General features: G+C 72.7%; 12 protein-coding genes. 3 read left to right on the top strand and 9 right to left on the bottom strand.

The genetic code is table 11. The features are described 5' to 3' along the window. Nucleotides 1-4: 4 nt before the first annotated feature. Nucleotides 5-256, bottom strand: a complete 252-nt coding sequence (locus tag ACQP26_RS18960; protein WP_269705373.1) for an acyl carrier protein — start codon at nucleotides 254-256, stop codon at nucleotides 5-7. A gap of 204 nt (nucleotides 257-460) precedes the next feature. Here ACQP26_RS18960 and ACQP26_RS18955 point away from each other — a divergent pair, with 204 nt between their 5' ends. The 3 genes from ACQP26_RS18955 (at nucleotide 461) to rfbA (ending at nucleotide 3,356) form a co-directional block, all read left to right on the top strand. Continuing rightward, nucleotides 461-916, top strand: coding sequence for a helix-turn-helix transcriptional regulator (locus ACQP26_RS18955; protein WP_269705374.1), 456 nt, complete (start codon nucleotides 461-463; stop codon nucleotides 914-916). 78 nt (nucleotides 917-994) lie between these two features. Next, on the top strand, nucleotides 995-2,419 hold the full coding sequence (locus tag ACQP26_RS18950; RefSeq protein ID WP_433493550.1) for an acyl-CoA carboxylase subunit beta: 1,425 nt from the start codon (nucleotides 995-997) through the stop codon (nucleotides 2,417-2,419). Nucleotides 2,420-2,483: 64 nt separating this feature from the next. Then, nucleotides 2,484-3,356 carry a glucose-1-phosphate thymidylyltransferase RfbA gene (rfbA, locus tag ACQP26_RS18945; protein ID WP_269705376.1) on the top strand — a complete coding sequence of 291 codons (873 nt, stop codon included), beginning with the start codon at nucleotides 2,484-2,486 and terminating at the stop codon, nucleotides 3,354-3,356. A gap of 60 nt (nucleotides 3,357-3,416) precedes the next feature. Here rfbA and ACQP26_RS18940 read toward each other — a convergent pair whose 3' ends face one another. The 8 genes from ACQP26_RS18940 to ACQP26_RS18905 all read right to left on the bottom strand — a co-directional run bounded on the left by ACQP26_RS18940 (nucleotide 3,417) and on the right by ACQP26_RS18905 (nucleotide 13,403). Next, the gene (locus ACQP26_RS18940; RefSeq protein WP_433493549.1) at nucleotides 3,417-4,850 is read right to left on the bottom strand and encodes a multicopper oxidase family protein; all 1,434 of its coding nucleotides are present in this window, start codon (nucleotides 4,848-4,850) and stop codon (nucleotides 3,417-3,419) included. A 187-nt stretch (nucleotides 4,851-5,037) separates the two neighbouring features. Continuing rightward, complete coding sequence (locus tag ACQP26_RS18935; protein ID WP_281577438.1) at nucleotides 5,038-5,778, bottom strand: phytanoyl-CoA dioxygenase family protein; 741 nt, start codon at nucleotides 5,776-5,778, stop codon at nucleotides 5,038-5,040. After that, entirely contained in the window at nucleotides 5,775-6,809 is a 1,035-nt protein-coding gene (locus ACQP26_RS18930; protein ID WP_433493548.1) for a threonine aldolase family protein, read from the bottom strand. Before ACQP26_RS18930 ends, ACQP26_RS18935 begins: the two co-directional genes overlap by 4 nt. Beyond that, nucleotides 6,806-8,248 carry an aldehyde dehydrogenase family protein gene (locus ACQP26_RS18925; protein ID WP_433493547.1) on the bottom strand — a complete coding sequence of 481 codons (1,443 nt, stop codon included), beginning with the start codon at nucleotides 8,246-8,248 and terminating at the stop codon, nucleotides 6,806-6,808. The genes ACQP26_RS18930 and ACQP26_RS18925 overlap by 4 nt, the downstream gene beginning before the upstream one ends. After that, nucleotides 8,245-9,285, bottom strand: a complete 1,041-nt coding sequence (locus ACQP26_RS18920; RefSeq protein ID WP_281577441.1) for a hypothetical protein — start codon at nucleotides 9,283-9,285, stop codon at nucleotides 8,245-8,247. Before ACQP26_RS18920 ends, ACQP26_RS18925 begins: the two co-directional genes overlap by 4 nt. Then, nucleotides 9,215-11,065 (bottom strand): asparagine synthetase B family protein, encoded by a 1,851-nt coding sequence (locus ACQP26_RS18915; protein WP_433493546.1) that lies wholly within the window; start codon nucleotides 11,063-11,065, stop codon nucleotides 9,215-9,217. The genes ACQP26_RS18920 and ACQP26_RS18915 overlap by 71 nt, the downstream gene beginning before the upstream one ends. Beyond that, entirely contained in the window at nucleotides 11,065-12,051 is a 987-nt protein-coding gene (locus ACQP26_RS18910; protein WP_433493545.1) for an alpha/beta hydrolase, read from the bottom strand. Before ACQP26_RS18910 ends, ACQP26_RS18915 begins: the two co-directional genes overlap by 1 nt. Continuing rightward, nucleotides 12,048-13,403 (bottom strand): MBL fold metallo-hydrolase, encoded by a 1,356-nt coding sequence (locus ACQP26_RS18905; protein ID WP_269705385.1) that lies wholly within the window; start codon nucleotides 13,401-13,403, stop codon nucleotides 12,048-12,050. The genes ACQP26_RS18910 and ACQP26_RS18905 overlap by 4 nt, the downstream gene beginning before the upstream one ends. Nucleotide 13,404 lies beyond the last annotated feature (1 nt).

Genomic DNA, 13,404 nt, shown 5'->3' with positions numbered 1-13,404 from the left:
GGCGTCACGCCGGCTCCAGGCGGCTGTTGATGAACTCGACGAGTTCCCGGGGGGTCCGGACGAGGCCCAGGTCGTCCTCGGAGATCGGCACACCGTAGTCACGCTTGATGCGGCTGTGCGTCTCGAGCAGGGCGAGCGAGTCGTACCCCAGCTCGTCGAACGGTTGGTCCGGGGCGTGCTCGAAGGACCGCCAGTCCCCGTCCCAGACGTACTGGCGCATGAGGTTCTCGAGCTCCCGCAACGTGATCGGCTGCACGACTGGCTCCTTGTCCTCGCAGATCGGGGCGCCGTCCGCCGCGCGGCCCCGCCACACGCGCTCGGCGCGGCGTCGCACCGCCGGACGTCTGGTCGAGTGTGCCGCCGTCCCCCGGAGGGCCGCTCAAATGTGAATGGAACACGAAAGGGGGAATCGCGAGAGCGTCGGCTGGACGGGCCGATCGAGTTTCGGCACGATAACCGCGTGCTCCCGCAGCAGCAGACGCCCGAGGAGGCCGCCGCCACGGCGCGCCTGCGCCGTCTCGCGCGGCTGCGCCGGGTGCGTGACCGGATCGACCGGGAGTACGCGCAGCCCCTGGACGTGCAGGCGCTGGCGCGCGGGGTGGCCATGTCGGCCGGTTATCTCAGCCGCGAGTTCCGGCTGGCGTACGGGGAGTCGCCGTACGCGTACCTGCTGACCCGGCGGGTGGAACGCGCGATGACCCTGCTGCGCCGCGGTGACATGACCGTCACGGAGGTCTGCTTCGCGGTCGGGTGTGCTTCTCTGGGCACGTTCAGCAGCCGGTTCACCGAGCTGGTCGGGGTGCCGCCCAGTGCGTACCGGCGTGCGGCGTCGCAGGCGACGGCCGGGATGCCGTCGTGCGTGTCGAAGCAGGTCACCCGGCCGATCCGGACCCGGGAGGAGCGGCAACCGGCCTGACGACGCGAGCTTGCCTTGAGCGCTGCGTGAGCGTTGCGGACGAAACTTCTGCCGCATCGCCAACAGAGGAGCCTCATCGTGGTTCTCGCCGCCGGCCCGACCCGGATCCAGGACAGTGACCGCCGGGATCCGGTGGTCCGTCTCCGCCAGCTGTTCGACCCGGGCACCCTCCGGCTCGTCCACGGGGACGACGACACCGGCGTCGCGGTCGTCCGCGGCCGCGTGGCCGGCGGACCGGTGATCGCGTACTGCACCGACGCCCGGATCATGGGCGGCGCCCTGGGCGCGGACGGCTGCCGCCGCGTCGTGGCCGCCATCCAGGCGGCGGTGGACGAGCACTGTCCGGTCGTCGGGGTCTGGCACTCCGGCGGTGCCCGTCTCTCCGAGGGCGTGGCGGCACTCGACGGCGTCGGCCGGATGTTCGCCGCGATGGTGCACGCGTCCGGCCGCGTTCCGCAGATCTCCGTCGTGCTCGGCCCCGCCGCCGGTGGTGCGGCCTACGGCCCGGCGCTGACCGACGTGGTGGTGATGTCGTCCGAGGCGCGGGTGTTCGTCACCGGTCCCGAGGTGGTCCGCCGCGTCACCGGGGAGCAGGTCGACATGGAGAGCCTCGGCGGTCCGGACACCCACGGCCGCCGTTCCGGCGTCGCCCATGTGGTCGTCCCCACCGAGAGCGACGCGTTCGCGCGGGCGCGTGCCCTGACGACGCTGCTCGGGCAGCAGGGGACGTTCGACGTGGCTGCCGTGCGGACGCCGTCGAACCTGTCGGCGCTGCTGCCGGAGAACCCCCAACGCGCCTACGACGTGCGTCCCCTGGTCCGGGCGATCCTCGATCCGGCGGAGGAGCACGGTTTCCTGGAGTTGCAGCCCCGCTGGGCGCCGAACGTCGTGGTCGGGCTGGGACGCCTGGCCGGTCGCACGATCGGGGTCGTGGCCAACAACCCGCTGCGCAAGGGCGGATGCCTGGATGCGCTCGGCGCGGAGAAGGCGGCCATGTTCGTCCGGCGGTGCGACTCCTTCGGCGTGCCCCTTCTCGTGCTCGTCGACGTGCCCGGTTACCTGCCCGGCCTCGACCAGGAGTGGACCGGTGTGGTGCGCCGTGGCGCGAAGCTGTTGCACGCGTTCGCCGAGGCGGTGGTGCCCCGGGTCACCCTCGTGACCCGGAAGTCCTACGGCGGCGCGTACATCGCGATGAACTCCCGCGCGCTGGGTGCGAGCGCGGTCCTGGCCTGGCCGCAGGCGGAACTGGCGGTGATGGGCGCGGAGGCCGCGGTGGCCGTCATGCACCGCCGCACCCTGGCCGCCGCACCCGACGACGAGCGCGAGGCCCTGCGGACGCAGCTGATCAAGGAGTACGAGCAGGACTCGGGCGGGGTGCGACGCGCCCTGTCCATCGGTGTCGTCGACGAGGTCATCGATCCCTCGCTCACCCGGTCGAAGGTGGTGACGGCGCTGATCGCGGCACCGGCCCGCCGGGGAGCGCACGGGAACATCCCGCTGTGACCGCGCGGACCGTGACGCCCACGTACGGACCGACCCACAGCCACAGCTTGCGAGGAGGACTCGAGTGAAGGGCATCATCCTGGCCGGCGGTTCGGGAACGCGCCTGCACCCGGTGACGCTGGCGATGTCGAAGCAGCTCCTACCCGTCTACAACAAGCCGATGATCTACTACCCGCTCTCGGTGCTCATGCTCGCCGACATCCGGGATATTCTGATCATCTCCACCCCGCGTGACCTGCCGCTCTTCGAACGGCTCCTCGGCGACGGGTCGCAGTTCGGGCTGTCGTTGACCTACGCTCCCCAGCCGGCTCCCCGGGGTCTGGCCGACGCCTTCATCATCGGCGCGGAGCACGTCGGCGACGATCCGGTCGCCCTGATCCTCGGCGACAACATCTTCCACGGCTACGGCTTCTCCGAGGTGCTGCAGGCGGAGAGCCGCGACATCGACGGCTGCGTCCTCTTCGGCTATCCGGTGACCGACCCCGAGCGGTACGGCGTGGGCGAGACCGACGCGACGGGCCGGCTCATCTCCATCGAGGAGAAGCCGGAGAAGCCGAGGTCCAACCGCGCCATCACCGGGCTGTACTTCTACGACAACGACGTGGTGGACATCGCCAAGAACGTCCGCCCGTCCGCGCGCGGCGAAATCGAGATCACCAGGGTCAACCAGGTCTACCTGGAGCGCGGCAAGGCCCGGCTGGTCGACCTCGGGCGGGGCCTGGCCTGGTTGGACGCCGGCACCTACGACTCCCTGCTGCAGGCCGGGCACTACCTGCAGACCCTGGAGCAGCGGCAGGGGATCCACATCGCCTGCCTGGAGGAGGTCGCCCTGCGGATGGGCTTCATCGACGCCGACGCCTGCCTCAGCCTCGGCGCCCAGCTGGCCCACACCGAGTACGGCAGGTACGTCATGAACGTGGCGGCGGGAGCCCGCTGACGGGAGTGCCGAACGGCCCGGCCGGTGCGATCCGGCCGGGCCGTCCGGCGGGTGACGCCGTCACACCACCTCGAACTGCGCCATCTGGCCGAGCTGCGAGTGCCGCAGGTAGTGGCAGTGGTAGACGTAGCGCCCCTTGAACCCGGTGAACGTGGCCTGGATGCGCACGGTGGAACCGGGCGGCACCGCGACGGTGTCCTTCAGGCCCGCCTCGCCCGGCGCCGGCGGGACGCCGTCGCGGTCCAGCACCCGGAACTGTACGAGGTGCAGATGCAGGCTGTGGTCGATCGGGAAGTCCACGTCCACGTTGGTGACCCGCCAGATCTCGGTCGTGCCGATCGGGATGCGGGCGTCGACGCGGGCGGCGTCGAAGACCTCGCCGTTGATGGTGAACGTCGCCTGACCGGGACGGCGGCTCAGCGTCACGTCGCGGACCGCGGTGGCCCGGGGCAGCGGCGGCAGCGGCCGGAGCTTCGCCGGGAGCCGGCTGTTGTCGGCGGCCGCGCCGACCACGTCGAACGCGAGCACCGGACCGGTGGTGTCCGCCAGGACCAGGCGGCTGCCGATCGGTGACCGGCGGAAGTCCACGACGATCTCGGCGCGTTCGCCCGGCGACAGGGCCAGTTCGGTACGGGGCACCGGCGCGGGAAGCAGGCCGCCGTCGGTGGCGACCTGGATCATGTCGGCGCCGGTCAGGCTCAGCTGGAAGTTCCGCTGGATGGCGCCGTTGAGCAGCCGCAGGCGGTACCGGCGGGCGGCCACCCGCAGGACCGGCTGTGGTTTGCCGTTCGCCAGGGTGATCTGCTGGACGAAGGGATCCGCCGGGTCGAACGCCAGCGTGCCGTCGGCCGCGATCCGGGCGTCCCGCAACATGATCGGGATGTCGTACCGGCCCGTCGGCAACCCGAATCGCCGCTCGGCGTCGTCGTCGATCAGGTAGAACCCGTGCAGGCCGCGGTAGACGTGCTCGGCTTCCATGTGGTGGCTGTGGTCGTGGTACCACAGCGTCGCGCCCTGCTGCCGGTTCGGATAGTGGTAGGTGCGCAGGCACCCCGGCTCGACCACGTCCATCGGGTGCCCGTCACTGGCCGCGGCGACCGATGCGCCGTGCAGGTGGACGTTCGTCGGGTGGTGCAGGCCGTTGTTCAGCCGGACGATCGCCGGCCGGCCGCGCCGGGCGCGGATGGTCGGGCCGACGAACCGGCCGTTGTAGCCGAGCACCGGTGTCCTCACCCCGGGCAGGATCTCCGTCGTGGTGGACCGGACCGACAGGTCGTAGACGTCGGTGCCGCCCACCACCGCGCTCGGGCGCAGTACCGGAGGAACCGGAAGCGGGACGGTGAAGGGCACGGGCGGGGTGCTGGGGTCGCCGGTGCCGCCGCCCGGGTGCGGGCCGTGTCCGGCATGGATCGCGGCGCTGCTCTCGTTGCAGGCCGAGAGGAGAGTCCCTCCCGCGGCCAGGCCCGCGAGACGGATGAGGTGTCGTCTGTCCATGTCTGCTCCCTGTGCCGTCGGGCGTGTGGCCCGCTGACCGACTGATCCCGCCGGTCCGGCCCGCCGGCGGTCGTGGCCCGAGCGGCCGGCCCCATGCAAGCAAGGGACGCTCGGCGCGTGCTCGGGCTGCGCTGGTTGTCGGAGCCACCGGCCGCGCCGTCGTCGAGCAGGACGGCGCTCCGGTCCGTCAGCGGCGGTGCAGCGCGAAGACGAAGCTGAGGGCGCGGCGTGGCGCGGCCGAGGTGTTCGGTGCCGAGCGGTGCACCATCAGCCCGTCGAAGACCGCACCGGCGCCGGGATCGAGTGGGGCGTGCACGGGCGTGCCGAGCGTCGCCACAGTGGCCGGCTCGACGTGCGGTTCCACCGCGCGCTCGCGCGGCGGATCCCCGTCGGCGCGCTCCGGGTCGCCGACGTGCGGGAGCACGCCGAGCCGGTGCGATCCCGGCACGAACTGCAGGCAGCCGTTCTCGGTGGTGGCGGGGTCGACGGCGATCCAGGCCGTGACGACGTTGGCGTACCGGTCGTGGAAGCCGTCCGGCGCGAACGCCATGTCCTGGTGCCACGGCTTCTCCGAGCCGACCTTCGCCGGTTTCGCCCAGAGGAAGGTGTTCACCACGTCCACGTCGGTGCCGGTCGCCGGCACGATGTGGGTCTTCGCCACGGTTTCGGCGATCCCCGTCAACTCGGGGCAGTGCCGGTGGGCGCCGTCCACCGAGCGCAGGACGCCGGATGCCGGGGGCAGGCCCTGCTGCCAGGCCACCCAGCCGCCGACGTCCGGCGCCTCGAGAACGAAGCCGTCTCCGCTCGCCCGGCGGCGCCCGGCCATGTCCTCCAGGCGGGCCACGCAGGCGCGCATGACGTCCAGGTCTGTCTCGTCGACGATGCCGTCGACGACGGCGTACCCGTTGATCCGCAGGTCGTCTCTCACGCTGGGCCCCTTCCGTTCGGTCGGAGTGCGAGCGCGGCACGTACGGTGACCGCCTCGATGTCGTCGTCGGTGTGCTGCCGGTGCACCACGAGCCGCACCGTGTCGTCCCCGACCGGCAGTACGAGCACCCCGTTCTCGGCGAGCCGGGTCGCGGTCACCTCGGCCGGGGTCCCCACGCGCCGGAGGAACACCATGTTCGTGGGCCGGTCGACCTCCACCACGTCGACGCCGTCGATCCCGCCCAGTCCTTCGCGCAGCCGGTCGGCCCGCTCGTGGTCGCGGGCCAGCTCGTGCCGCCGGCCGAGGGCGACCAGCCCGGCCGCGGCCAGCACCCCCGCCTGGTGCATCGTCCCGCCGAGCATCTGCCGCAGCTCGCGGGCTTCCGCGATCGCGCTCGCCGGGCCCGCGAGCAGGGCACCGGCCGGGGCGCCCAGGCCCTTGCTCAACGACAGGGCCACGGTGTCGGCCGGCGCGGCGAGATCGGCCAGCGACGACCCGGTGGCGACGGCGGCGTTCGTCAGCCGGGCGCCGTCGAGGTGCACCCGCGCACCACCGGCGCGGCCGGCCCGGGCCGACGTGGCCAGCTCGGCCGGGGTCTGTGCGTGCCCGCCGGCGAGGTTGGCGGTGTTCTCCAGCCAGAGCAGCGTACGGCCGGCCGGCCCGGGCAGTGCCGCCGTGACCTCCGCGGGGCTGAGGTGCCCCGCCGGGTCGGCCAGGGTGACCAGGTGGGCCCGGGCGAGGCGGCGTGCGCCGTCGTTCTCCAGCGTGACCACGTGGGCCCGGCGCCCGACGACCAGCACGCCCCCGTCGGTGCCCAGCCACAGCAGGACGGCGAGCAGGTTGCTCATGGTCGTGCTCGGTGTGAAGACGGCGGCGTCGGTGCCCAGAAGCCCGGCGGCGGTCTCCTCCAGCTCGGCCACCGTGGGATCGTCACCGTAGCTGTCGTCGCCGACCGCGGCGACGCTCATCGCCTTGCGCATCGCGTCGTCCGGCACGGTCCGGGTGTCGCTGCGCAGGTCGACGGGCGTCATTCGTGTCTCACGAACATCGCGCGGGTCGCCGTGTAGCCGTCGCGGGAATGGACTCCGAGTTCCCGGCCGTACCCGGACATCGCGAGGCCGCCGACGCTGACGTGCTCCTCGGTGTCGCCGTAGGTGTTCACCCAGACCATTCCCGCCCGCAGCCGCCGGGCGGACCGGTGTGCCCGGCCGAGGTCGCGGGTCCAGACGGAAGCGGCCAGCCCGTACCCGGTGTCGTTCGCCAGTGCCAGCGCCTCGGCCTCGGTGTCGAAGCCGGTCACCGTGAGAACCGGACCGAACACCTCCTCCCGGGCGGCGGCCGCTCCGGCCGGGACCGACTCCAGGATCACCGGCGCGACGTAGAAGCCCGCCGAGTCGGCGGGAATGTCGGCCGTCACCGTCGCCCGCGCGCCGGCGGCGACCGCCTCGTCGACGAGCCGCCGGACGCGGTCGCGGCCGGCGGCGTTCACCAGCGGGCCGAGCTGGGTGCCGGGGGCGAGCGGGGGACCGACCCGCAGCCGGCTGAGTTCGGTCACCGCGGCCACGAACCGTTCCCGAACCCGGTGGTCGACGATCAACCGGCTCGCGGCGACGCACATCTGCCCGGTGTTGCCGGTGTACCCGTCGACCAGGGCGCGGGCCGCCGCGTCGAGGTCCGCGTCGGCGAACACCACGAACGGGCTCTTGCCGCCGAGCTCCAGCAGGATCGGCTTGATCCCGCACTCCGCGCGGATGAGGGCACCGGTCGCCGTCGATCCGGTGAACGACACCAGCGCCACGTCGGGGTGGGCGCAGAGGTGACGGCCGACCGCCGCCCCGCCCGTGACCACACCGAGCGCACCGGCGGGAAGGCCCGCGCCCGCGGCGATCTCGGCCAGCCGCAGCAGGGACAGCGGGGTGTCGTCGGCCGGCTTGACCACGACGGTGTTGCCGTGCGCGAGCGCCGCGGCGACCTTCCAGACCGCGAGCAGCAACGGGTAGTTCGACGGTGCGATCGCCGCGCAGACGCCGAGCGGAACCCGGTCGGTGATCGACAGGGTGCCCGCGCCGACCGGATTCACCTCGCCCGAGGGCTGCATCGCCAGCCCGGCGAAGTACCGCAGGGTACGCACGGCGAACCCGACCTCGCCCTGGGACCGGCCCGGTGGCTTGCCCCCGTTGAGCGTCTCCAGGGTCGCCAGCTCGGCGGCGTTGCGCTCGACGGCGTCCGCCAGGGCGAGCAGGGCGTCCTGCCGCTCCCGCGGGTGGGTCTGCGACCAGTGCCCGAACGCCTTGGCCGCGTGGGCGACAGCGAGGTCGACGTCGTCGGGGGAGGCGTCGGTCAGCTCGGCCAGCGTCGTACCGTCGGAGGGGTCCACCAGCGTCCGCGCGGATCCGCGTCCGGGCGTCAGGTCGCCGCCGACCGCGACCCCGCCGAGTCGCTCCCGCAGCGGTGCGGGCAGGCCAGTCATCGCGTCAGCTCCCGGATCGCGCCGAGGAACGCGTCCCGGTCGAGGTGCACGGAGGTGCCGGCGAGGACCATCAGCTCCAGCGCGCCGGTGGCGAGGACGGCGTGGAAAGGGCCGTGGCGTTCGTCGATCCAGGCCAGTTGCACCGGTACGCCGTCCACGTCGACCTGGTCGAAGGTCCCCGGGTGCTTGTCCGGCTTCGCCGGCACCGATATGCCGCCCTGCTGCGGACGCTGGGCGATGACCCGGATCTCGCGGCCGCGCAGGCGGCCGCCGGAGTAGACGACCTCGGTCTCCTCCCGTCCGTCCGGGCGGGTGAAGGTGCCGACGCTGTCGACGGGGAGCCCGGCCAGGGTGTCCGGCAGACCGAGCGGCGCGGCGACGTCCGGCCGCCAGGCACGGCGATGGTCACTGGGCCGGTGGAAGGCCCACAGTCCGACCGGCACCCGTACCGCGCTCGCCTCCGGCTGGCGTGCCCAGTAGCTCAGTTCGGCCAGTGGCGTCGCGGCGATCTGCCGCGCCGCGTCGTCGTCCACCGGAGCGAGGGACCGGTAGACGGCGGCGATCTCGGCGTCCTCGAACTGCCCGTCGAGAACGGACAGCTCCACAGTGGTGCGGCCCAGCCTTGCCGACGCCGCCGCGTTGCCGATGTAGTCCACCCCCAGCCACAGGACGTGCTCGTCGTCGAGAGGCACCGCACGGGTCTCGCTCTGCCACAGACAGGGGTGGTCGAGGGCGGGGAACGCCCAGTCGTACAGGAACTGCTTGACCCGCAGCCGGCGGGCGCCGTCGGTGAGCTCGAAGCGGTGGGCCGCCGGGTTGTTCGCCGACCACGGGGTGCGCCCGGCGGTCGGGCGGGACGGTACGCCGGGCGGGGCCTCCTTGCGCAGCGTGCCCGGCGTGCTGCGCAGGCCGGGCACCGGCTCGTCCGGCCACCAGAGGATGAAGTTGCACCACGGCTGGGCGGCGTCAGGATCCAGCGACGGTGGCCACTGGTCCAGTTCCTCCGCCGAGGCCAACGTCCGGTGTCGCCACGTCATGGTCTCCACTCCCGTGGGTCGGTCCCCCGTCCGCGCGGGGGAGTTGGCGCAGCCACATCTGGCTGGAATACAGGAACAGCAGTTCACCGGTTCCGGCGGCGGCGAGCAGCTCACCGCTCAGCGGGGCGTCGGCCGGCAGGCCCACCGATTCGACGAGGCCACGCAGCCGGGCCAGGAAGGCGGTGTCACGCGGCGCCGGGAAGCCCTTCTTGGGCCGGTGCAGGACACTCGGCGGAAGGTACGGCGCCAGCGCCTGTTTGAGGAACGGCTTGGAACCGCCGAGCCCGCCCCGGTTCTTCCGCCACTCCGGCATCGAGAACGCCAGACCGGCCAGCGTCACGTCCTGGAAGACCGGCCGGTCCTCCAGCGAGTACGCCGACGAGCAGGCGTCGACCATCTCGTTGACGTACACCAGGAACCGCCGCATCAGGTGGTACCGGCCGCGCTTGTGCGGATCGAGGGTGGCCAGCTCGCGATACGGCCGCAGGGTACGACTCCAGACCCGGCCGGTGACGTCCTCCTCGGACACACCGACGTGCCGGCACAGCTCGTCGACCATCCGGTGCCACAGCGGTCGCTCGTCGCGGTAGAGCCGGGTGCGCAGGTAGTGCTCACCGTGGGTGTCGGGAGGGCGCGTCGGGTCGACGATCGGGAAGTAGGTGCCCTCCTGGTAGCCCCACAACTCGTCGGAGCCGTGCCCGGAGAACACCACCACCCGGCCGTCGGCGGCGATTCGCTGGTAAGTGCGGAGCAACGCCAGCTCGGCGCCGTGCAGGAACGGCCGTTGCAGGTGCCGGACGGCGACCGCGGTCAGGCCCTCGACGTCGGCGACGGCGACATCGCAGTGGACCGGCTCCACGCCGGCCGCCCGAGCGACCTCCAGGGCGTACGGCAGGTCCTCGTTCTGGCCCGCCTCGGTTCCCTCGTAGCGCACCACGTAGGGGGTGACGTCGCTGTGCAGGGCCCGCAGCGCGCCGAAGACGGCGGAGGAGTCGACGCCGCCGCTGACCACCGCCGCCATCGGCACGTCGGCGGGGCGCCGGATGTCCACCGCGCGCCGGAACGCCTCGGCGACCTCGTCGACGGTCACCTCCCGTTCCGCCGGCGCCGGCATCCAGTAGCGCCGGTGACTGATCCGGTCGCCGTCGATGACCATCAGGTGGCCCGGCTCGACGGAGTGGATCCCGGCGAGCCAGGTGCCGTCGTCGATCGCGTCCATCCGGACGTACGCCCGGTGGAGGAACGCCGTCCAGTCCACCCGGGGTTCCACCAGGCCGCCGGCGAGCAGCGTGGCCACCTCCGAGGCGAACAGGATCCCCCCGGCGACCCGGCACCAGACCAGCGGCTTGACACCGAAGTGGTCCCGGGCGAGGACCGTCCGGCCGGTCCGCCGGTCGTACCAGGCCGCCGCGAACATGCCGTCCAGCTCGCCGACCACAGTCGGCGGGCCGGCGTGGACGGCCTGCAGGAACTGCTCGGTGTCGCACCGGCTGCGCGCCGGCCAGCCGCTGATCCGGGTCCGGCTGGCGTACAACTCGCCGTTGTAGGCCAGCGCCACCTCGCCGTCGGGGCTGACCATCGGCTGATGCCCCGACGGGCTGCGGTCCCGCACGGCCAGCCGGGTGGCCGCGAGCAGGACCCGGCCGTCGTCGGAGAGGTGCAGCCCGCTGTCGTCCGGCCCGCGGTGGTGCATGGCCCCGACGAGGCGACGCCCCAGCCGGTCGAGCCACCACGCCGGCCGCGGGCCGTCCAGGCTGACGAAGCCGGCGATGCCGCACATCACGCGCTCCACTTCGCGCCGCAGGCGGCCAGCGACCGCTCCAGGCGGTGGTCGATGCCCTGATGCCCGTACGGGTGCTCGTCGTACTCGTGCGGCACCGAGGCGGCCGTCAGCTCGGCGTGCAGCGCCCGGGCGCCCCACTGCATGCCGTACTCGTCCTGCTCGCCGACGTCCAGGTAGAGCGTCTCCAGCGTGGCGAGCGCGGGGGCGGCGCCCGCGACCAGCCGGACCGGGTCCCGGTCGAGCCAGGTCTGCCACACGGCGTCCCGGAACCGTCCGGTGCGGGGGTCGCAGGGGAACCCGTCGGCGATGTCCGGCAGGACCTCCGGCGCGTAGCAGACGCCCATCGCGACGATGCTCATCGCCTCCATGAACGCACCGTCGACGGTGCCGGCGTACCCGGCTCGGCTGAGCGCGGCGATGCCGCCGCGGGCCCGCAGTGTGTTCAGGGCGCGGACCAGCAGCGACAGGTACGTGTGCTCGAACCCGCAGTCCGGCGTGTGCGCGGCGACGTGGCCGAAGACGCCGGGGCGCTGGATAGCGGCCATGAGGGCGCCGTATCCGCCGCTGGACTTGCCGACCACCGCCCGGCCGCTTGCCTCGGCGACGGTGGGCAGCCGCTCGTCGACCAGGGCGACCACCTCGTCGACGAGGTATCGCTGGTACGGACCGCACATGGCGGAGTCGAGGTACTGCGATCCGCCGTAGCGGGTGGCACAGTCGGGAAGCACGACGTGCACCGGCGGCAGCACCCCCTGCGCCACCAGCCGGGACAACCGGTCGGGAAGGCTCTCACCGAGCGGACGAACGCCCAGCAGGTCCCGGCCGCGCGAGCCGAAGCCGGCCAGCAGGTACACCACGGGCAGTGCCCGCCGCGGTGGATCCGCCGGGCTGAGGACGACCACCTCCCGCCGGCTCGGGTCGCCCAGCCGATTCCCGCGTAACACCGAGCTGTCATGGGTGAAGGCGTCGACCCGATACCTCATCGGCGCTGCTCCAGCAGAGCCCGGTCCACGTGCCGTACGTACCAGACGGGGTTGTGGAACACGGCGGAGAGCAGTGCGTTGTCACTGGTCCAGAGTCCGTACGAGCTGCCCATCAGCAGGTCCGCGTCGAACAGCGCCTGCAGCGTGCTGCCGGCGATCGCGGTGTGCGCGCCCCCGTCGCCCGCCTCGCTCGGCAGCGGCCGGACCCGCTCGCCGGTGAAGTCGAGGACGAAGCCACGCGCCTTGCCGCCGTCCTCGTACACCGTGATCGTCTGGTCGGCCCCACCGTCGATCTCCCGGTACCAGAAGTCGGTCCCGACCAGGTGGTCCATCAACCGCTGCACGAGCCGCTCGGTCGGTTCCCGCTGGCGTCCGACCTGATCCGTCTCCGGGTCGAACGCCGGCACGCCGGCCGCCGGGTCGAGGGTGACGGCGGCCGAGACGGCGGCGAAGTCGAAGTCCCCGGTGGACATCACACTGCCGTCGTGCGACACGTCGAGGATCTGACCGGGACCCCACAACGCCCCGGGACGCCCGACGGACTCCAGGTGCCGCAGCGCCTGCCAGGGGGTGAACGGGAACAGGGCGGTGTTGCACCACGCGAAGCTGTCGCGCACCCGCCAGCCGAAGGACGACGGGATCGTCAGGCCGGCGCCGACCACGTCGGTCCAGCGGTCGAAGTTGGCCGCGGAGCGCGCGACGAGGTCGTCCGGCGCGCCGACCTGCCGGCGCTGGGTGAGCACCCCCGGCGGAGCCAGGCTGTGCGCCGGGATCAGCGCGACGTCGACCGCCGGGGCGTCGGGCCGGGCGAAGAAGCTCTCCGTGTCGGGATGCAGCACCGAGTCACCGGCGATCATCACGGTGGCGTCGGGCGTCTCGAACAGCAGGCTCATCTCCGGGAACGGCACCCGGGAGGCCAGGGTTCGCAGCCGCGTCCGGCCGAGGTTGATGACGTCACCCGGCCGGACACCATGGCTCCGGCTGTACCCGAGGCGTCGCTGGGTCCAGGCGATGGCCTGGTGACCGAGGCCCGAGTAGGACAGCAACGGAAGACCGTCGCCGCGCGGCCACACCGTGACGGTGTCCGGCGCGCGCAGCGGCGCCTCGTCGAAGTCGACCTCACGCGCCTCGGCGAGCCGCACCAGGCTGGGGAAGTGGTGGTGGTCGTAGTGGTGGTGACTGAAGACGATGTAGTCGACTTCCTCGTCGAGCATCGACAGCAATTCCGGTGGCTGTGCCGGGAAATGCTCCCAGAATCGGTCGAGTTCAGGAGTCAGCCACGGATCGACGAGAATTCTTTCGGTGCCGGTTTCGATGAGAACGGTGGCGTGGCCGAAACTCGTCAGCCTCATC

Source organism: Micromonospora sp. CA-248089, from assembly GCF_050948515.1.
Lineage (GTDB): Bacteria > Actinomycetota > Actinomycetes > Mycobacteriales > Micromonosporaceae > Micromonospora.
Note: the sequence above shows the minus strand (reverse complement) of the source record. Positions and strands in the feature narration are given on the sequence as shown.

Excerpts from the sequence above, each read along its gene's own strand:
- ACQP26_RS18905 (WP_269705385.1), bottom strand. The coding sequence starts at position 13,403 with ATGAGGCTGACGAGTTTCGGCCACGCCACCGTTCTCATCGAAACCGGC.
- ACQP26_RS18930 (WP_433493548.1), bottom strand. The coding sequence starts at position 6,809 with ATGACGCCCGTCGACCTGCGCAGCGACACCCGGACCGTGCCGGACGAC.
- ACQP26_RS18925 (WP_433493547.1), bottom strand. The coding sequence starts at position 8,248 with ATGACTGGCCTGCCCGCACCGCTGCGGGAGCGACTCGGCGGGGTCGCG.
- ACQP26_RS18940 (WP_433493549.1), bottom strand. The coding sequence starts at position 4,850 with ATGGACAGACGACACCTCATCCGTCTCGCGGGCCTGGCCGCGGGAGGG.
- ACQP26_RS18910 (WP_433493545.1), bottom strand. The coding sequence starts at position 12,051 with ATGAGGTATCGGGTCGACGCCTTCACCCATGACAGCTCGGTGTTACGC.
- ACQP26_RS18915 (WP_433493546.1), bottom strand. The coding sequence starts at position 11,065 with ATGTGCGGCATCGCCGGCTTCGTCAGCCTGGACGGCCCGCGGCCGGCG.
- ACQP26_RS18920 (WP_281577441.1), bottom strand. The coding sequence starts at position 9,285 with ATGACGTGGCGACACCGGACGTTGGCCTCGGCGGAGGAACTGGACCAG.